Below are 20,545 nucleotides of genomic sequence, written 5' to 3' on the forward strand. Positions count from 1 at the left end.
TTCGCTATGAAAAACTCATGGGAGCCTCGCCCTAAAAAATTATTTTTTAATTTATTCAATAAATAATAGGAGACAACACATGATAGGATTTAAAGGATTAACTGCCCTGGCCTTAGGTATCACTTCTAGCATAGCCATTGCCAGTCCTAATTACTTAATCACCCATAACAAGACAAACCTGGAATCCAACGCTTATGTAGCCAACTCAATTCCTTCGCGCCATCCGACACCCGCTCACTCTGACGGCAAGGTCAGTTGGACGCTGGTAAAAATTGCCTGTTTCGGACGCAGCACGAACGGTGTTTGTCCTGCCATGATTAAAATGGCAACAAATACACCTCAACCTTTTGATCTGGGAATGGTTTATCTAAACCTGAGCACAGGCGATATTTCCCCTAAGGTACTCTCTGCCCATGGATATAAAATGACCGTAAATGGTCCCGGTGAAGCTACATTAACGCAGAATTAATCAATTGGCATCGAGTTGCAATAGCCATTGTACACACGAGCTCTATATGGACCCCGCTATCAAGTAGCGGGGATTCGATCTTAAAAAAGATAGCTAAATTCAAGTTGCAATGTTGCAGTCAACTGGTTTCTATGTAGCGCTTTTTAGCAAAGTTTTCTCACAACCGAACTAAACTTCGTCCGTTTGTACCGCCGTCAATATAGAGGCTGGGCTATTACCTTAAGAACAATCCATGCAGATTCCTCCTGCATACAGCTCCCGATAGGGCCACAGCTAACCTCTAATTCAAGATATAAACAGCGATACATTTAAACTATCTTAAGAAAATCAGCCTATGATATAAATTTTGAAGCCTTCCGTTCGTGACGCAAAAGTCAATGAATGCCTTTTGCGTCAATGGATGTTACTTAGTAGGAGGGAGCGGTTCTGGCCTGTCCATATGCCATACAGCTTGTACGCCTATAAGACTTGCGTCGGAATCGCCTCTTGCATTTACAGTAAAATTACTGGTGGTTCCGATCGTTTCCGTTTTATTAACGCGGGGGTCGTGTGCAGCGTAGAGATAAGTGTAGCCAACATCAACGCCAATTTCTGGGTTAACGTCATAATGAGCGCCGATGGATAAGACGACGCGATCTTCATCAGGTAATCTTACATCTCGATTGGCATCCGTAAGTGGCGTTTCATCATAACTTACACCGCCTCGAAGCATCAGACAATCAGTAAGCTTATAGTTAGCTCCTAAAGCAAAACGCCAGGAATTATCGTAATTTAGTGTAGAGGATGAGCGTACGGCTGCGTTACCGCCTCCAGGTAAAGCGGCTGCAACATTGTTCAACTCAATGGTATTGATAACATCCCATCGGGTGTAAATAATTGAACCCAGCAATGCAAATCGCTCGTTAACATCATGATATCCGCTTAAAGTCACCACTTCAGGGAACTCAATGTTGTTGCTGAAAAGATTATCGGTTCTGAAAGAGGTATTCGCATTAAATAAACTTGGGTCAGCCAATATACCTGATAGCTTGCTATAGCCATGAAACGTATGTTTCATTCTGGATTGATAATTTAAGCCAATCCGCGTGTGATTATCATTAAAAATACCCATGACCCCTGCATGAAAACCTACACCAAAGGAATCTCCCTCATTATAACTTAAAGAGTCAAACAGATTGGGTGGGAGCTCAGAAGCATTCAGTACAGCAGGCGAACCAAGAATACGATTAAATTTTACTCTGGCATATTGCAAATCAAGACCACCGCCAAGCGCAAAATTATCGGTTATTTTGCCGCCTATCTCAGGAGAAACATTAACCGTAATAAGCTCGGTAAAAGTTGCAGAATAACGTACTGGCGAGCTTTTGGGCCAATCAGTGGCCAAACCAAAAGGTGCTACAATGCTTAATCCAACCGTTGTGTTTTCGCCTACAGGTCTTGCATAATGAAAAAAAGGAACAAAAGCATCTTTCGCACCATCAAGGTCACGAAAAGTTTCTGTATAACCTGGGAACCCTCTTGTTCTAAAGGTCGTAAATCCTGTTAGTTCAGCCGAAGGAAAAATACCAACACCACCAATAACGGCCTGTTGATCACGGATTAGGGCCAAACCAGCCGGATTATACCATCCTATTGAGGCATCTGCTGCTTCAGCCGCAAGACCAGCGCCAGCATTACCAATGCCAACAGCACTACCTTCTGTATATAAAGCAAATCCAGCTGCATGAAGGGAGGTATTTGCCAGGGTACTAAGCACGGCAGCGCTGACTAGTGATCTTAAAGGTTTATGCATGCTCTTCACTCCTTAGATTTACATATGCATCTTAAATATTTAACTTAAAAAATCCTGCTTGGCACAGTCGGTTCATTTTTTATCATTAAAGCAATCAATAATTTTCCTCGACCTGCCAGATCAAGATAAAGCTTTTTCCAAAGTACTCGATGATAAAGGAAAACATTCACAATTCAAATGGTTAAGAACGAATTTTTATCAATATTTTCAAGGGAAAATAAATTAAAAACCAGTGCGATTTTTAATAAGTCATTTTGAATAAATCATAAACATCAGCGTCGTAAAAGACCGCCGCGGGCTGTATTTCAATTACAGGCTCTATTGTGTAGATTCTTCACTCCATGATATTCTGCCTTTATTTTGTCCGGATCAGTAATATGCATCAATTAGTGACCAAATTTGGGGGTACCAGCGTATCTTCTCGAGAGACTTGGGACAATATTGCCATCATTACGAGAAAGCATATCCAAAACGGAGCCCAACCGATAATCGTCTGCTCTGCCATGTCACAAGTTTCCAATAAACTTGAAAAAGCCATTGATGCTGCTTTACTCAATGAACATCACCATATTTTCATGGATATTAGCGAGGGTTACGTTGCCCTTGCACACGAGCTTGAAGTCGATCCTAAATTACTTAAAGAAGACTTACAGCAATTACAGCACTGGCTTACCGGCATTGCTCTGTTGAAAGAAGCTCCAGCAAAAACACGTGCGCAGGTAATGAGCCTTGGAGAATTGATGATGACTCGCCTGGGTCATGCTTTTTTAAATGAGCAAGGTATCAAGAGCCATTGGTTTGATGTAAGAGAAGTTTTAATTTGTATGTCTACCTCTCAAAACAAAACCATTGATTATCTGGCAGCACGTTGTTTTATTGAACCCAATCCCGAGTTTGCTGAAAAATTACTGGATACAGGAGCTCAGGCCATTATCACTCAAGGTTTCATTGCAGCAAATCCGGAGGGAGAAACGGTCCTTCTGGGGCGAGGAGGCTCTGATACCTCAGCGGCCCTGCTGGCTGCTATGCTGCAGGCAAAAATGTGTGAAATATGGACGGATGTACCAGGTATCTACACCGCTAATCCTCATCAACTACCTCATGCTCGCTTATTAAAACAGCTTAATTATAATGAAGCCCAGGAAATTGCATCGATGGGTGCAAAAGTCATCCATCCAAACTGCATTCCCCCTGTAAGGCGTGCAGGGATTCCCATGACGATTCGTTATACCCACATGCCAGAGCATTCTGGAACGCTCATTTCGCAGGAAATTGATGAAAATGCACCGCTGATTAAATCGATTCAAGTCAAACATAGCATTATTTTAATCTCTATTGATACTTTGAACATGTGGCAGCAGGTTGGTTTTCTAGCTGATGTTTTCAGCACCTTCAAGAACCATGGCTTTTCCATTGACTTACTTTCTTCCTCTGAATTTAACGTGACTCTTTCCCTGGACAATAATGCCAAACTGCATGATCGCAAGGCACTTGATCTTTTGTTGGCAGATTTGAATCGATTTGGCCGGGCGAAAATCATTGAACCCTGTAGCGCAGTCAGTTTGGTCGGCCATCATATTCGTACTGTGTTACCCCAGCTTGGTCCTGCGCTTGAAGTCTTCGAAGCCAAGCAGGTTTATTTAATGTCTCTCGCTTCAAATGATTTAAATCTGACTTTTGTAGTTGATGAGTCGCAGGCCAATAAGCTCTGTTATAAATTGCATCACCTCCTCATCGAAAGCAATCCTCAAATTTACTATTATTCAAAAAGTTGGCATGAAGAATTTGGTGCTCCCATGGCGAAACCTACTCCCTGGTGGGAAGTAGAGCGTGAGCGCCTTTTAGAACTCGCAGGTAAGAAGTCTCCTTGTTATGTCTATCACAGTCCTACACAGGCTAAGCGTGCTGAGCAGCTATTGGCTTTGAAATCCATTGATAAATTATTTTATGCAATTAAAGCCAATCCTCATCCATCCGTTCTTGAAACCTTATACAAGAAAAAACTGGGGTTTGAGTGCGTGTCCATACAGGAACTGCAACATGTACTAAAACTGTTCCCCGAAATAGATAAAGAAAACATTCTTTTTACCCCTAATTTTGCTGCACAATCTGAATATCAGTTTGCCTTCGACCTAGGCTGTCATGTTACCATTGACAGTTTATATCCTCTGGAAAGCTGGCCTGAGCTGTTTCAAGACAGGTCCATCATTGTACGTATCGATCCGGGTGTGGGGGCTGGCCATCATAAACATGTTTGTACAGGGGGAAATGAATCCAAGTTCGGCATCGTTAAAGAAGATATTGAACAATTAAAGTCCTTGGTTCATCGTTGTCAGGTAAATGTCACAGGACTTCACACTCATTCTGGAAGCGGCATTCTTACCCCTGAACTATGGCAAGAAACAGCCCTGATGCTGGCATCGCTCTCAGAAGAATTTCCTCAGGTGACTTCAATTAATTTAGGAGGAGGACTGGGCGTTGTCGAGAAACCAGGACAGCAACCTTTTGACTTTGCCGCACTGGATTCCGCATTAATGGCAGTAAAATCACGTTACCCCAAACTGCAGTTCTGGCTTGAGCCTGGGCGTTTTTTCGTATCAGAAAGCGGGGTTATCTTAGCCAAAGTCACTCAGTGTAAGGAAAAAGGCAAGGTCCGTTTTGTAGGTATCGAAACAGGCATGAACTCACTTATCCGACCGGCCTTGTATGGGGCGTATCATGAAATTGTTAATTTAACCCGTTTACGGGAAGAAAAAACAGGCTTTGCCCATATTGTGGGTCCAATCTGTGAGTCAGGCGATACTCTGGGCTATGATCGGATGTTACCTGATACATTGGAAGGCGATATTTTATTGATTGCAAATGCAGGTGCTTATGGGCACTGCATGAGTTCATTCTACAATTTGCGTCCTCCTGCTCAGGAAATTGCCATGGAATAAGGCATGCTTAGTGATAGCGAACAAAGACATCAAGCGACGGACCCTCACCAGTCTTTTATTGTTCAGGCTCCTGCCGGCTCTGGAAAGACTGAAATCCTGAGCCAGCGTTTTTTACGCCTTTTGGCAAACGTGACTTCACCTGAGCAAATCATTGCCCTTACCTTTACCCGCAAGGCAGCCAATGAAATGCGAGAGCGCATTATTCTTTCTTTAAAGCAGGCCTCGGAAAACCGAAAAGCAATCACTCCACATCAAGAAAAAACCCTTTCATTGGCTGGGAAGGCACTGGAACAAAGCAAAAAACACCGGTGGCAACTACTGGATCAACCTTCACGGCTTAAAATCATGACCATTGATGCACTTTGTCAATCCATTGCACACGCCATGCCTCTACAAGACAGACAACTTGCCTTTGCTTCCATCTCCGATAAAGCCAACAAGCATTATATAACTGCCGCGCAAAATTGCATCCAGTTTGCCATTGACCATCAAGAGTATCAGCAAGATTTAAAGAACCTTCTCCTTCACCTGGATAACCGACAGGATAAACTCATTGAATTGTTCAGCCGTTTACTCAATGCTCGTGATCAATGGTTAACTTTGCTTTATGAAGGGCAAGAACAAAATAAAGCACTGTATGAACAAGCGATAGCCTTTATCGAGCAACATGAGTTAGATCGTTTCAAGCAAAGCCTGCCAAGAGAATTGGCGGAAGAACTTGTTTATCAGTCTCGCCAGATGGCTACCATTGAAAATGATCCTGAGTCTGTCCGTTATTCTTTAAGAGATTGGAACGATTTCACGGAAAGCACAGCAGAAACGGCTAAAGCGCTCTCTGCTTTGCTGCTAACCTCGGACAATAAATTTCGCCAAAGCTTTGATTATCGTGTGGGATTACGAAAAAATAGCTGCCCTAAAGATTACCCACAGATTAAAGCGGCCAGTAAAATTCTCCTGCAACGCCTGTCCGAATGCCCTGAATTTCTTGATGCCTTATTAAAAGTTAAAGATTTGCCACCACCTCATTATGATGAAAATCAATGGGAAATACTCAATGCGCTTTTCAAATTACTTCCTCTTCTGGTAGGTCATTTACATCTCGTTTTCACAGAACACAACGAAGTTGATTTTACGCAAATATCACAACAGGCACTGTCAGCTCTTGGTACTGAGGAGCAACCCACAGATTTAGCTTTATATCTTGATCATGCCATCCATCATCTTTTGATAGATGAGTTTCAGGACACATCCATCCTTCAATTCCAACTGCTCAGTCAGCTTGTTCAAGGATGGCAGGTCGAGGAAGGTAAAACGCTTTTTGTGGTTGGTGACCCAATGCAATCCATATACCGCTTCAGACAAGCTGAAGTCGGTTTATTCTTAAAAGCTCAGCTTTATGGAATTGGACCAGTTCGTTTAACGCTCATACAACTGCAATGTAATTTTCGTTCCACAGAAAATATTGTTCATTGGGTCAATCAGCAATTTCCTGCTATCTTTCCTTCCGCATTTGATGTGGAGTCCGGGGCAGTTTCTTTTCATCATTCCATTCCTGTGCTGGAAGAGCGGGAAGATTCCAAAATAGAAGCCTGGCAGTTTGCTGACAAAATTCAGGAAACCCAAACATTGGTTCATCTGATTCAGACACAGTTGCAACAATATCCACAAGAAGATATTGCCATACTGGTTCGCTCCAGAAGCCAGCTTAGAGACCTTATTGCCTTGCTGCGTGCCGAGAAAATCCCTTATCAAGGGATCGAAATTGATTTGTTATCACAGCTGCCTCATATTCAGGACCTGTGGTCCTTAACAAAAGCTCTTTTAATGCCTGCCAATCGTCTGGCATGGCTGGCGGTATTACGAAGCCCTTACGGAGGATTGAGTCTCTCGGATTTACATCTTTTAGCCACCATCGAGCCCAGACAATCCCTTTATCTGACCTTATCTAAACCAGAAAAATTAAATTTACTCAGTGAAGAAGGTCGAATTCGGGCAAGATTTATTTATCATATTCTTCATCAAGCTCTCTGCACCCGTCATCAACTGCTCTTATCAGACTGGATTTATCAAACGCATCAGCAACTGCATGGAGAACGCATTCTTACCCGTTCAGAACAAAATGATCTGGAGCAATTTTGCTTACTCCTTGACCGATTGGAGCAGGATGGTCAACTCAGTGATTTTCATTTTTTTGAAATGGAATTAGCGAACCTTTATTCAAAACAAGTCAGGCCGGCAAAACTGCAGGTAATGACCATTCATAAAGCAAAAGGACTGGAATTCGATACGGTTATATTACCAAGCTTAAGCAGCTCACCTAAAGCATCGGAAAAACCTTTATTGAGATGGTTAAAGCTTCCAAGAGAAAATGAAGCGAATCTCTTACTTCTCTCCCCTATAAAAGCCATGCATGAGGACAAATGCGAATTGTATGATTATTTGGGAAAACTCGAAGCAGAAAAAAATCATTATGAGTTACAGCGATTACTCTATGTGGCGGTTACCCGGGCAAAAAAAGCACTTTTTTTATTTGATCATAAAAGTAAAGCTCCGAAAGACAGTTTCAGATACCTGCTAAAAAAAGTAACCTTTAAGGAGTTTGAAAACGATAAAGAATATTCTGAGCCAGCTTCTTCATTACCCTTAATATATCAACTGCCTCTTGATTTTTATCAATTTCCTTTGGTCAGAAAAAAGATAAATCATTCCCATCATTCTTCCGTCTTTGCAAGGAATGACGCACATCTTGTGGGAGTGATTGCTCATCAGTTACTACAATGGATATGCGACAATCATCCTTCTTCCTGTGCAGATATTCCCTGGAATTATGCCCGCCATGAATTAAGACAGTTGGGTTTTCATGAGGACCACCAATCCATTCTGCTAAAGCGGCTTGAACAATGGCTGCAGAAACTGTTTCTTTGCCCAACAGGACAATGGATTATAAAACCACATCAGGACGAACATAATGAATATGCTTTGTTAATACAAAAAGAAGGGCAAATTCACACACGAATCATAGACAGGCTCTTTATCGATAAAAACTGTCTCTGGATCATTGATTTCAAGACTGGAGCAGACAACGAAATGAGTCAAGCCGCTCATCGCCAACAAATCAACGAATATGCACAAATAATGGCCACCCGTACAGAACAAAAAATCCGTTGTGGCTTGTATTACTTGGCGAATAATCATTGGGATAGCTGGGATTATCAATCATGAAGCTATCACTGGCAACGATGACTTTTTCCCGTTATCATGCCTGACGTATCTCAAGGGGGAAACTCATCATGAATACAGAGCAAATCATAGAGCGAATCATCCACACAACACGAGATGATCTATTGCAACTAACCGCAAATGAAATGGGTATAAAACATGGTATCAAGAAGGGAGAACAATCTGTAGCGATTACCATGAAAGCTGGCTTTCCTGTTCATTGGTTACAGGAAAATGAAACTTACCCATTAAAAAAAATGATACATGAGGCTTTACCTGACACAAAGATTGAACTTCAACTTGAATCTTTTATAAAGGCTCACCAAACTCAATTATTGGGCAAAGCATTGCGGGGTGTTAAAAACACCATTGCCATTGCCTCAGGTAAAGGCGGCGTAGGCAAATCCACGGTAGCTGTTAATCTTGCCGTCTCACTGGCAAAACAAGGGGCGCGTGTCGGGCTTCTGGATGCTGACATCTATGGACCCAGTATTCCACTAATGCTTGGGAAAGTAGCGCCGGTACAGGTGCAGGGTGAGCATTATAAACCTGTGACCGCTCATGGCCTACAGGCCATGTCTATAGGTTATCTGACCGACAGTGAACAAGCCTTAATCTGGCGCGGCCCTATGTTAGCAAAATCCCTATTACAAATGTTGAATATTACCCTTTGGGACGAGCTGGATTATTTATTCATTGATCTACCCCCAGGAACCGGAGATATTCAGTTAAGTCTTGTGCAGAAAATTCCTTTAAGTGCAGCCATTGTGGTAACCACACCACAAAATATTGCGACCCTTGATGCGCAAAAGGCTATAGATATGTTTAACAAAACAGGGGTTCACGTTCTCGGTCTCATTGAAAATATGTCTATTCATATCTGCGGTCAATGTGGGCATGAGGAAGCGATTTTTGGTAAAGGTGGGGCGGAAAAATTATGTCAGTCCAGAAACACCGTGTTACTTGGTTCACTGCCATTGAATATTCGTATAAGAGAAAACAGCGATAGTGGAAAACCTCTTGCCGAACACAGAGATGATCCATTAGCCAAATCTTTTGATAAGGCCGCACTGCGTTCAGCCATAGAGCTTGCAAAAAGGCCTTTGAATTATGCAGGAAAATTTCCTGATATCGTGGTTGAGTAACGGCATATTAATTGTCATACTAGGCTCTGTGCAATTATCTTTTATCGTAGCGAAAATTTGAGTGATTTAGCTCAAATTTAAACTTGAGTGAGGCGAATAGCCAATCCTATTTACAAGCTCAAGCTTAAATTTGAGCAAATCAACCGAATTTGCAGCCGGTAAAAGATAAGTGCACAGAGCCTAGCCCCTAATATAAAGAATAAAAATAATGATTCAATCTACCATGCAAAAAATTCTCTATTTGATATTGTGCCTGACGAGCTCTCTGGTCTATGGCTATTCTGAAAACCATTATCAAGTCGACTTAATCGTCTTTATCCATCAAAGCGAAATCAATCATCCTTCATCTGAACGTTTACTGAATTCCCCGCTGGTGTTTAATCACAATAAAAGCATCAGCTTAAATCCTGAAATCCATGAAGACATAACTCCATATCATTTACGCCCCCTGCGCACCTCTTCACTGAATAATGAATACTATGTCTTAAAACGCCAGCCTCAATATCAAATTCTTTTTCATTATACCTGGCTTCAACCGGCTAATAATCAACGGACTGTAAAATTGCCTGCAATACCTCATAATGGCTGGCTGGTTAAGGGAGGTTTGCGTATTCGCAAAAGCAATTATTATTTATTGGATACAGAGCTTTATTTTACCTCGCCTGATAAGGCAGCTTCTTTCATGCTGAAAGAAAAACAACGTCTAAAAAACAATACCCTTTACTACTTGGATCATCCTTTAGCCGGGATGCTCATTAAAATTCATAAACCAACGTGAGTTTTAGCGAAAAAGAAAACCGTATTGTTTTTAAGGTAACAGCCCGCCTCCCAATGGCTGTTCCGTTACCCAACAAAACCCTTTTTGGGCTTGATGAAAAAAGCCGGCACCATCTTTCTCCATGCTTATCACATCAGCCAGTAAATCATTAAATTCTATGGAAAATTTAGGTATCGTAACGTCCACTGACCACCGATCGTTCTGTCTTTTTACCTCGACAAACTGAGATATTTTGCCATCATTGCCTTCCGCATTCCGCCAGCCGGCGAGCGCAGCGTGATTTGCATCCTGCTCGTCCAGTTTAAGGGCATAAAAGCCGGAAAAATCCTTTAAATGACAAAATACACTACAAACAGCGTGAGAGGATAATTCGGTGGTGGTTAGCCAAATTTGGGAAAACCAGCTATAGTTAGCCGTCACAAACTGCTCTTTATGAGCTCCCAACTGTATATATCCGTTGAGGCGATTCGCCTGCTTTACCAGCAACTGCAAGCCTGGCCGTAATGCTTCAGCATTGGATTTATTTTTTGATGAGCTAAGCATATCCACTTTAAAATGAAAACCTTTTCTTTTTTCAAGTCTGACGCCGAAAGACCAGCTGGCATTAATAGGGTTATAATTTAAAAAAGCATGCCCAACCTTTAATTTCAGTTCTTTAGTGTTATTAAGGGTTTTTCTTTGATCATAAGAAAATAATAATTTATTTTTTTCACCATCAAATAATGCCGTCTGAACATGAAATACATGACCTGTTTGTTGCATTGAGAAAATATAAGCAAAGGTCTCTCCATTTTCGTTATTCACCAACCCGGAAAAAAGCCAGTTTGAATATTCAGGCTGAGCAGAAAGATCGACTGTATTTTCTGTAGCTGATGATGGGTCAATGGCATGAACACCTGAGCCAATGACCCAGGATACGAGTGTCAATAAAAGATAAAATCGTCCTCGCTTCATGTTCATCTCTGTCCTGGAATTGAAATTCGTGAAGTGAATGCATGCCAGAAATCCTCGGATAATTCTGCCTCAACAGGAAGATAATACATATTATCTCCAGCAAAATGATGGCATTTCACCGCATCTTTTTCCGTCATCACAATACTTGATTCAGTAAATTTAAAATCATCTGGTTTAAAACGATAATGATCAGGGAAGGGATAAGTTGAAAAACGAACTCCCAATTGTTTCAGTGTGAAAAAAAAACGTTGTGGATTTCCAATTCCTGCAATAGCAGCCACAGGCTCAGAAAATTGCTCTATGTTATACTTTTCCCCTGTTTTGATATGAACCAAGGGCATTGGTTTTAGATGCATAGGATAAGCATCAGGCCAGTGCCCTTCGTTAACCACAAGGTAATCGGCTGATTTCAAGCGTGATGAAGGCTCACGCAAAGGTCCGGCGGGAAGGCAAAGCCCGTTTCCCAAACCTCGTGTCCCGTCAATAACAATGATTTCAACTGCTCGTCTCATTGAATAATGTTGCAAACCATCATCACTGAGTATCACATCACAATCCTCGTTCGCTTCAAGATAGGAAACAGCCTCATTTCGTTTTGGAGCAATCACGACAGGACAATCGGTTTTTCGTGCTATCAGTAAAGGTTCATCCCCTACCTGCTCTGCCGTATCTTGAGCCGTTATCAAATGGGGGAATCTTGAAATGCGAGCCCCATAACCACGACTGACAATTCCCACTTTCAACCCTTGCCCGACAAGCTTTTTAGCTATGGCAATCACTAACGGGGTTTTACCAACGCCCCCAACGGATAAATTTCCAACCACCACGACAGGTATCTTTAACGGTTTGTCTGCAAATAACTGATAATACCATCGTCTGGCATGAACGATACCGCGATAAACCATTGATAATGGCCAAAGCAACCAGCGGAGTGGATGCTTTTGATACCAGAGTTTATCCAGGTGTGAGAACATTAAGCCACAGCCTCTTTTTTATCTTCTGCTCCCATCTGCTGAACACGATAAAGCTGAGCATAATGACCCTCCAGCGCCAACAACTGGCTATGTGTGCCTTCTTCAACAATATGGCCTTGTTTCATAACAATGATTTTATCGACATATTTGATTGTGGATAAGCGATGAGCAATGATCAACGTTGTCCGGTTTTGCATCACTGTCTCAAGCGCTGCCTGAATATAACGCTCTGACTCTGAATCCAGTGCCGAAGTAGCTTCATCAAGAATCAGGATCGGTGCATCCTTCAATAATGCTCTCGCAATAGCTAATCTTTGACGTTGACCTCCGGAAAGCAACACACCATTTTCCCCGACACGAGTATCATATCCTTCAGGCAACTGGCAAATAAATTCATGAGCATAGGCCAATTTAGCCGCAGCAATAATCTGCTCCCGAGACGTCTCAAAACAACCATAAGCAATGTTGTTAGCTAAGCTGTCATTAAATAATGTTACTTGTTGGCTCACTAAAGCTATTTGCTTCCGCAGGCTGGACAAATGTAATTCATTGATAGGAATATCATCGAGGATAATCTGGCCGGTCTGAATTTCATAGAAACGAGGTAACAAACTTGCCAAGGTGGTTTTGCCACTGCCGGAATGACCGACCAACGCCACTGATTCCCCGGGATGAATGGTGAAATTAAGCTGATGTAATACTGTAGCACCATTCCGATAACCATAAGACACATTTTGGAACTTGATCTCTCCACGTGCCTTTGTTAATAAATGCCGACCTTCTTTAGTCTCAACATTTTTATCAAGAAGATTAAATACACTTTCTGCACCCGCCAACCCTTTTTGAATGGTCGCATTCAAGGTGGTCAATGTTTTCATTGGCTTTATCAACTGTAACATCGCAGCAATAATGGCCAAAAAGGAGCCGGCAGTAATGGTAATGACTGTGGATAATTGAATAGCAGCATAAATAATCACTGCAATACCTATGGCGATGACACATTGTACACCGGAAACATTAATGGCTTTGGAAACAGCGACTTTCATGTCATTTTTTCTTGAAACTTCCGTGGCTTGATTAAATTTACCAATTTCATACTGTTCACCACCAAAGATACGTACAACCCGATATCCCTCAATGGCCTCTCCTGCAATTTCAGTTACCTCTCCCATGGTTCGCTGTACTTTATGACTGATTCGCCTGACACGTTTATTGGTATAGTTAACAATCAAGCCAATAAAAGGAATAGTTAAAAGAAACATGAGCGATAGCTGCCAACAAACTATCATCATTACCGTCAGCAAACCGATTACAAGACAACTGTTCTGCACAAAATCAGTTAAAGCATCGGCACTGACCTGTGCTACCTGCTCTACATCATAAAGAATTTTGGACAGTAATTGCCCACTGGTTGCCTCATCATAATAATCGGCCGGCAAATGAATGATATGAGAAAAAGTCCGCTGGCGCAGCACTTTGACAACTGAGCGTGCGACCCAGGTCATACAGTAGCTTGCCAGAGAACTGACCAGTCCACGTGCTGTAATACCGATTAAAACGATCATGGGAATTGTTTTTACAAATTCCATATCAATATCGATAAAACCCTTATCCAGAAAAGGACGCATCATGTAAGTAAATCCGGCATCGATGGCAGAATATAAGACATTGGCCAATATTCCCAATAGCAACACCGGCCAAAAGGGTTTTACATAGGATAATAAGCGTCTGTACAAACGCCCTGTTTTCAGCTTTGGGCTCTTATTCATGAATTAATGATGATATCTGACAGTAAATTTGTCAGATTGTACCGCTTATTAGGCCTCAGTGCCAATGATCGCTTTTTTAGGAAAAATACCCAAATTCCATTAATCCTTGTTAAGCGCCATAGACATTCCTTTCTATGGCGCATCCACATTCATGCCGATATTGTATACTTGCCAATAAAGGATGAAATTTAAAATTCATATATACGACAAATTCTCCCTGTTATCTTTTTCCTCTAAGCATTCTGTCCTCAATGTATTAATAAATTTTTTTAAACCTGCGGTGCGATGTTGACTCACAGCCTGATTAAAAAAATCGATGCGTTCGGTTTCCAAAGATGGTTTTTGTCTGATCTCCTCAATGGCTTTCTGAATAGAAACTTCCATTATTTCCTTTTTTTTATTCACTCGCATATTTCTTAGCGTCTGCTCCTTCGTACGAGTAGTCGCCAAAAATAAATACCGGCTAATCGAGCGCCAAGCCGTTTCTTTTTTATGATTAACAATATCAAAGGCAAGCCCGGTTTCCTCGATTTCTTTTTTCAAATCCGGCACGGATTGCTTTGTTCTCAACAGGCGCACAGGTAAAGAACTGACAACGAAATCAAAATGAAAAACCTTGTTCAGTTCCTCGTTTTCTTCTTCCTTGTCAAGCATGGTGAGTGATTTTCTAAATTCATACAATTTCTTGCTGACCTTAATATGATCTCTCAGTAACTGATGATTTTCCATATAATCATAAAGGGACTCAAACTCTGATTGATTGGATAACATAGCCATATTATCCAAGGTAAAATAAGCGCAATCACGCCCACGGATTTACAATGTATCGTTCGACAAATAAACTTTTAATTCACAAAACCGGGATAAGTTCCCAAACTGCATCACATGACTTAATCGAGCCGCCAAACAAATCGTTTGTTCAATGCCTAAGGGATCACAAATAAATATTTTTAATGTCGGCTTTTTAGAATGATTTAATTTAAAGTTGAATTCCAGAAAAGACCAGTGAATCAATACCAGATCTGTGGAAGAAACTGCCACTTGAAAACTTACATCGCTTTTAGACATTAAAATTAGTGTTTCAATAGCCTCGCTTAAGTCTTCTATCTCTTCATGGTTGATGGCAAAAGCATAAAATTGCTTTTCTTTGCTTTTACGACGTTCAGCTTTTAAAAAAAGAAAAAAAGCAAGCGTATCGGGGGAAACCCGGCCGTTTTTTTCTGATAGCAAAAGCTCCTGAATGTCTTTAAAACTTTTCACATAAGCATTATTTTAGGTCATTTAAGTCAGATAATATGTTAATTAGTCAAAATGTTCAATAATAATTAAAGCGTCTTTTTCTTTCATTCCACAAATTTTTATTTTCTCTGGGCTGTATAAATCGCTTAAGTATCTCCTTACATTCAATTATGGCAATTTCATTAAATCTATTCGTTCCAGATTGCCTGTTACAGCCTTTTATAATGAACCTGCATCGGAAGAAGCTTCCGTATAAATCAGGACAAGTAAAGCACCTTGATGTATCGATAATTCAATAGATGACTCTCTTGTGCGATTAAAACAAGAGGTATTTCCCGGAAAGGAAAGCTTGCTTTCATTTAATTCCCATTTCAAACCTTTCGAAGTGATTATGGCTGAAGGGATGCCAAGAAGAGATATCTTCGTATTAAACGGCAATGAAAAAGCCTTTCGGTAATTTTCTTTTAGAATATAACCTACGATAGGAGGTGAGTATAAAACACAGCCTGTTTCCAGAAATATATTGATATTATTTAAGACATGATCTAAAAATCCGCCGTTTATTCCAAGAACAATGGAAGGCAATAGTGCTTTTTCTCTCAGATACTGAATCGATTTCTGAAAATCATTGGAATCTTGTTCCGGGCAATGAAGAACCTTATTTTGTTGGCGAATTATCGTATTCACACTGTCCAAGTCGCCAATGACGATGTTTGGTCTGATTCCTAATTGATGTAAACGATTAGCAGCCCCATCTGCCGCAATTACTGGAAGTGAGCAGCTGAGAAAAAAAGAGGACCCAGGCAAATCACCATTTAAACATAAAACGGAACGATAATTTCCTTCAAGGTACGCGAGCGTCATAGTGTCTTTTCAACATGATTAACATGAGACTGACCACTAAACCAACAACATTGCTGGTTAGGACAAAAAGTGAATCGGTATAACCACCATAGATAATCCAGGCCAATGAACATAAAAGATAATTAATGAGCATTAACATGGAAATATCCTGGGTAGACTTGGTTTTTAAGGCTTTAAAAATTTGTGGTAATAAGCCGATAAATGACGTTATAAAGGCAACTGAACCAGATATAATAATGATAGACACATTTTCCTCCGCTCATACAAGTGAGATCAGGTTCAAAGGGTTGGAATATTCCTCTCAGCCTTATTTACAGGCACCCCTAATGTGGTAGTAAGAATATCATACATACATCATTCATTCAATTTTTGATCACAAGACACATCATAAGATATACGATAAATCATATTATCTTTGCGATTCTTTCCTCTGAAACATTTGTGTTCAGAGCATGCAGGTTTTATTATCTCATGTTACGCAGCACAGTATTTTTTAGAACATTTGGACGCATTTTGAAATTTCAAATGCTCATTTACTCCATGTAAACTGCGCTTTAAAAATTCCAAAATGCGTCCAAAGAGGCAAAAATGACGAAGCTGCGTAACATGAGTTATTATTTTAACCTCAGCTCGACGTAAGCATCATGCCTAAGCGAGATCGAAGTTTAGGTGTGATGCTTATATCGAGTTGAAGTTATTTTATCCAATACAGGGAATGTAAGATGAAAGCATGGCATGCATTAAGCGTTGAAGAAACTCGTGAGGAGCTGGCCAAGGATACACAAAAATACGGACCAAATGAACTCGAAGAGATAGAAACCACTCGTTGGTATACCATGCTTGCACGCCAATTTACCAACATCTTGATCCTTGTTTTGATCCTTGCCACTGTTCTATCTTTTTTTATAGGCGATGTCGTCGATGCACTCGCCATTTTAGCCATTATTATTTTCAATGGACTTTTGGGTTTTGTGCAGGAATGGAAAGCTGAAACTGCGATAAAAAACCTGAAAAAAATCCTTTCGCCCAAGTGCTATATCATTCAGGATGATGAAAAAAAGGAAGTGGATGTAAAGGATTTAAAACCCGGAGATTGTGTTTTTTTAGAAGCTGGTAACGTTGTTCCAGCCGACATCAGGCTCAGTAAATCGATTAATCTCATGATCAATGAAGCCTCGCTTACAGGCGAATCAACATCTATATCGAAACAAACAGAAGCAGTATCCGAACAAACACCGCTGGCCAACAGAAAAAACATGGCTTACATGGGAACACATGTTGTTAACGGCCATGGCCGGGGGTTCGTTGTGGCCATAGGAATGGATACCGAGTTTGGACGCATTGCTGAATTAACCGGTGAGATAGAGGAAAGCAAAACGCAGCTACAAAAACAACTGTCTGTCCTTGGTCGTCAATTTGGCATTTTAGCCCTCGCCGCCTCTGCTGTAATCACCCTACTTGGTATTATGGCCAACCGAGATATTCTGCAAATGTTGATGACAGGGATATCGCTGGCTGTTTCCGCTATTCCAGAAGGGCTGCCTGCAGTGGTTACAATTGCTCTGGCACTGGGGGTTCGGGCAATGGCAAAAAAGAAAGCCTTAATGCGCCGACTTCAAGCTGCAGAGGCGCTTGGAGTGGTTTCCATAATCTGTACGGATAAAACAGGAACGTTAACCAAAAATGAAATGAAGGTTGAAAAAATCTGGTTACCTGACAGGACCATTGAAATTACCGGCGTCGGCTATGAATTAGAGGGAGACTTCAAAGAAAATAAAAAAACCATTGATCCTTCCTCCCAATCCGATCTCATGGCTTTATTAAATACTGGCCTGAAATGCAATCATGCTAAAATCAATAAAGAAAAGGACCGTTTCAAAGTTGAGGGCTCACCTGATGAAGCAGCCCTTGTTGCAGCCGCTGTTAAATCAGGACTCAACCAGGAGCACAAAAGCAACATCACCTCTGAATTTACGTTTGACTCCAATCGAAAGCGCATGTCGGTCATTGAAGAAAGCAAAGACGAACGAGTCGTCCATGTTAAAGGCGCGCCAGAAGTCATTTTAAAATTATCATCGCATGTTTTAATTGCTGATAAAAAAGAAAAGCTCAATGAAAAATTGCAAAAAAAGATTGAGAAGGCCTATATCGATTTTGCTGAACAAGGTCTGCGCACATTGGCTTTAGCCAGGAAAACGCTCTCTAAGGACGAGGTGATAGATATCGATAAAGCCGAAACTGGTTTAACCTTTCTAGGTATTGCAGGATTGTTAGATCCACCTCGAAAAGCCGTGCCGGATGCCTTAAAAAAAGCAAAGGCAGCGGGCATTAAAATCATTATGATCACCGGTGACTCACCTCTCACTGCTAAAGCAATTGCAGGGCAAATAGGATTAAAGATTGAAAAAACGCTCACCAGCTCTGATCTTCAGGATTTAAGCGATGAGCAATTAGCGTCTTTGCTGAAAAAAGAAGTCTTATTCGCAAGAACGATACCCAAAGATAAATTTCGTATTGTAAAACTCTTGCAGGCACAAGGCGATTTAGTTGCCATGACTGGCGATGGGGTTAATGACACTCCTGCACTTAAACAAGCCGACATTGGCATTGCCATGGGTATAAGAGGAACGGATGTTGCGCGAAGTGTAGCTGATATCGTCTTGTCTGACGATAACTTTGCTTCCATTATTGCAGCGGTAGAAGAAGGGAGAAGACAATATGATAATATTCGTAAATTTGTTCTTTTTTTAACCTCGTCCAATATTGGTGAAATGCTTGCGATTCTTATCAATATGATTGCTGGCGGGCCGCTGATTTTAATTCCCATTCAGATTTTATGGATTAATCTGGTGACTGACAGCGCCAGCGCTGTCTCATTAAGTATTGAACAAGCCGAGAAAGATATCATGGAACGCAAGCCGCGTAAGCCTGAACAACCCATTATCACTCGCTTATCTTTTTTTCTTCTAGGTCTGTTTGGCTCTTATATAGGCATCATGACTTTTATACTTTATCAATTTTATCTTAATCAATCCCAGGCACTGGCCAATACCGTAGCCTTTACAGCTCTCGTCTTCATGTCCAATCTTCATGCTCTGAATTTTCGTAATCTGCAAAATCCTATTGCCGATATTGGCTGGTTCTCAAACAAATGGCTTTTAATCGCTATTTTGGTCATGTTAAGTTTACAGGTCTTAGCCATTTATCTTCCCTGGCTACAAATGATTTTACATACTGTGCCTTTATCTCTCTTTGAATGGCCTGTCATTATCTTGGCTGCACTACCCCTTTTCCTTATTCCGGAATTTTATAAATGGCTTCGCAAAAAAGATGACACTCCAACAGCATGACTCGGTGGCTCAATATATACTCAAATCCAATTCTCTGCTTAATTGGCTCACAAGTGCAGGTCCCTGGTAAATCAATCCAGTATATAACTGCAGTAAGGAAGCGCCAGCCTGCATTTTTTGTCGAGCGACTTCAATACTGTCAATCCCACCGACGCCTATCAACGTCACCTTATCTCCAACACAGGTCTTTAAAAGGCGTAAACAATGTGTTGAGCGTTCTGCCAAAGGGCGACCACTTAATCCCCCCTCTTCCTGTCCATTCGGCAAATGACCGACTGAACCACGAGCACAGGTGGTATTGGTAGCTATGATGCCTTCTACGTCATAAAACATAACAGCATCAGCCATCCTTTTTAAACTCTCTTCATCCTCATCAGGGGACAGTTTAACAGCCATAGGCACGTGACGATGAAACTGATCACGGAGTTTCAATCGATGTTGCGTCAAGTCTGACAAAAGTTGCTCAAAATAGTTTTTTTGCTGGAGCCGTCTTAAATCAGGTGTATTGGGAGAAGAAATATTCACGGTAATGTAAGAAGCATAAGGATATACTTTCTCCATACAATATATGTAATCTTCAACTGCCTTATTTAAAGGCGTATCTTTGTTTTTTCCGATATTGATACCTAAAATACCTTGATAATGAGCATCGCTTATATTGCTAATCAAAGCATCCACACCCTCATTGTTAAATCCCATTCGATTAATAAGCGCTTCTGCTTGTGGCAATCGAAACAATCGAGGTTTTGGATTGCCGCTTTGGGGACGAGGCGTAACTGTTCCTACTTCAATGAACGAAAAACCCAGTTTTGCCAGGGCATTCAAATGTTTTGCATTTTTATCCAGGCCGGCTGCCAGCCCTACGGGGTGGGAAAAAGATAATCCCATCGCCTGTACTGGAGATTCTGCTGGCTTTTTAAAGCAACAGGAAGGTAGCCAGTGTAAGGCAGATAAGGTTTTTGTATGGGCCGTTTCCGCATCAAGTCGAAACAACAATGGTCTTATCAGTTTATACATGAAACATCTCAAAAAAGCTTTATGTACTTAAGTTCT

General features: G+C 41.1%; 15 protein-coding genes and 1 riboswitch. Of the genes, 6 read left to right on the plus strand and 9 right to left on the minus strand.

Annotation, left to right across the window (positions count from 1 at the left end):
* Nucleotides 1–79: 79 nt before the first annotated feature.
* Nucleotides 80–469, plus strand: a complete 390-nt coding sequence (locus E4T55_RS02470; RefSeq protein ID WP_058502472.1) for a hypothetical protein — start codon at nt 80–82, stop codon at nt 467–469.
* A 403-nt stretch (nt 470–872) separates the two neighbouring features.
* Here the strand turns inward: E4T55_RS02470 and E4T55_RS02475 are convergent, their stop codons facing one another.
* The gene (locus E4T55_RS02475; protein ID WP_058502473.1) at nt 873–2,270 is read right to left on the minus strand and encodes an OmpP1/FadL family transporter; all 1,398 of its coding nucleotides are present in this window, start codon (nt 2,268–2,270) and stop codon (nt 873–875) included.
* A 368-nt stretch (nt 2,271–2,638) separates the two neighbouring features.
* Between E4T55_RS02475 and E4T55_RS02480 the strand changes: the two genes are divergently transcribed.
* From E4T55_RS02480 to E4T55_RS02495, 4 genes are all read left to right on the plus strand, one after another.
* On the plus strand, nt 2,639–5,200 hold the full coding sequence (locus E4T55_RS02480; protein WP_058502474.1) for a bifunctional aspartate kinase/diaminopimelate decarboxylase: 2,562 nt from the start codon (nt 2,639–2,641) through the stop codon (nt 5,198–5,200).
* Nucleotides 5,201–5,203: 3 nt separating this feature from the next.
* Complete coding sequence (locus E4T55_RS02485) at nt 5,204–8,422, plus strand: UvrD-helicase domain-containing protein (RefSeq protein WP_058502475.1); 3,219 nt, start codon at nt 5,204–5,206, stop codon at nt 8,420–8,422.
* A gap of 68 nt (nt 8,423–8,490) precedes the next feature.
* Nucleotides 8,491–9,564: an iron-sulfur cluster carrier protein ApbC gene (gene apbC, locus E4T55_RS02490; RefSeq protein ID WP_058502476.1), complete on the plus strand. Its 1,074-nt coding sequence runs from the start codon at nt 8,491–8,493 to the stop codon at nt 9,562–9,564.
* A gap of 208 nt (nt 9,565–9,772) precedes the next feature.
* The gene (locus E4T55_RS02495; RefSeq protein WP_058502477.1) at nt 9,773–10,342 is read left to right on the plus strand and encodes a CsiV family protein; all 570 of its coding nucleotides are present in this window, start codon (nt 9,773–9,775) and stop codon (nt 10,340–10,342) included.
* Nucleotides 10,343–10,372: 30 nt separating this feature from the next.
* Here the strand turns inward: E4T55_RS02495 and E4T55_RS02500 are convergent, their stop codons facing one another.
* From E4T55_RS02500 to E4T55_RS02530, 7 genes are all read right to left on the minus strand, one after another.
* A complete protein-coding gene (locus E4T55_RS02500; protein WP_058502478.1) occupies nt 10,373–11,302 on the minus strand; it encodes a hypothetical protein in 930 nt (309 codons plus the stop codon).
* Nucleotides 11,299–12,270 carry a tetraacyldisaccharide 4'-kinase gene (lpxK, locus tag E4T55_RS02505; RefSeq protein WP_058502479.1) on the minus strand — a complete coding sequence of 324 codons (972 nt, stop codon included), beginning with the start codon at nt 12,268–12,270 and terminating at the stop codon, nt 11,299–11,301. Before lpxK ends, E4T55_RS02500 begins: the two co-directional genes overlap by 4 nt.
* A complete protein-coding gene (gene msbA / locus E4T55_RS02510) occupies nt 12,270–14,039 on the minus strand; it encodes a lipid A export permease/ATP-binding protein MsbA (protein ID WP_058502480.1) in 1,770 nt (589 codons plus the stop codon). Before msbA ends, lpxK begins: the two co-directional genes overlap by 1 nt.
* Nucleotides 14,040–14,234: 195 nt before the next feature.
* Nucleotides 14,235–14,816, minus strand: coding sequence for a hypothetical protein (locus E4T55_RS02515; RefSeq protein WP_135121909.1), 582 nt, complete (start codon nt 14,814–14,816; stop codon nt 14,235–14,237).
* 39 nt (nt 14,817–14,855) lie between these two features.
* Nucleotides 14,856–15,299 (minus strand): hypothetical protein, encoded by a 444-nt coding sequence (locus E4T55_RS02520; RefSeq protein WP_058502483.1) that lies wholly within the window; start codon nt 15,297–15,299, stop codon nt 14,856–14,858.
* Between the two features lie 198 nt (nt 15,300–15,497).
* A complete protein-coding gene (locus tag E4T55_RS02525) occupies nt 15,498–16,142 on the minus strand; it encodes a thiamine diphosphokinase (protein WP_058502484.1) in 645 nt (214 codons plus the stop codon).
* Nucleotides 16,123–16,389 carry a SemiSWEET family sugar transporter gene (locus tag E4T55_RS02530; RefSeq protein ID WP_058502485.1) on the minus strand — a complete coding sequence of 89 codons (267 nt, stop codon included), beginning with the start codon at nt 16,387–16,389 and terminating at the stop codon, nt 16,123–16,125. Before E4T55_RS02530 ends, E4T55_RS02525 begins: the two co-directional genes overlap by 20 nt.
* Nucleotides 16,376–16,477: riboswitch (TPP riboswitch) on the minus strand. (Overlaps the previous gene by 14 nt.)
* 387 nt (nt 16,478–16,864) lie before the next feature.
* Between E4T55_RS02530 and E4T55_RS02535 the strand changes: the two genes are divergently transcribed.
* The gene (locus tag E4T55_RS02535; protein WP_058502486.1) at nt 16,865–19,492 is read left to right on the plus strand and encodes a cation-translocating P-type ATPase; all 2,628 of its coding nucleotides are present in this window, start codon (nt 16,865–16,867) and stop codon (nt 19,490–19,492) included.
* Nucleotides 19,493–19,501: 9 nt separating this feature from the next.
* Here the strand turns inward: E4T55_RS02535 and E4T55_RS02540 are convergent, their stop codons facing one another.
* Nucleotides 19,502–20,509, minus strand: coding sequence for a quinone-dependent dihydroorotate dehydrogenase (locus tag E4T55_RS02540; RefSeq protein ID WP_058502487.1), 1,008 nt, complete (start codon nt 20,507–20,509; stop codon nt 19,502–19,504).
* Between the last annotated feature and the right edge of the window lie 36 nt (nt 20,510–20,545).

The sequence above is a fragment of the Legionella israelensis genome (assembly GCF_004571175.1).
Lineage (GTDB): Bacteria > Pseudomonadota > Gammaproteobacteria > Legionellales > Legionellaceae > Legionella_D > Legionella_D israelensis.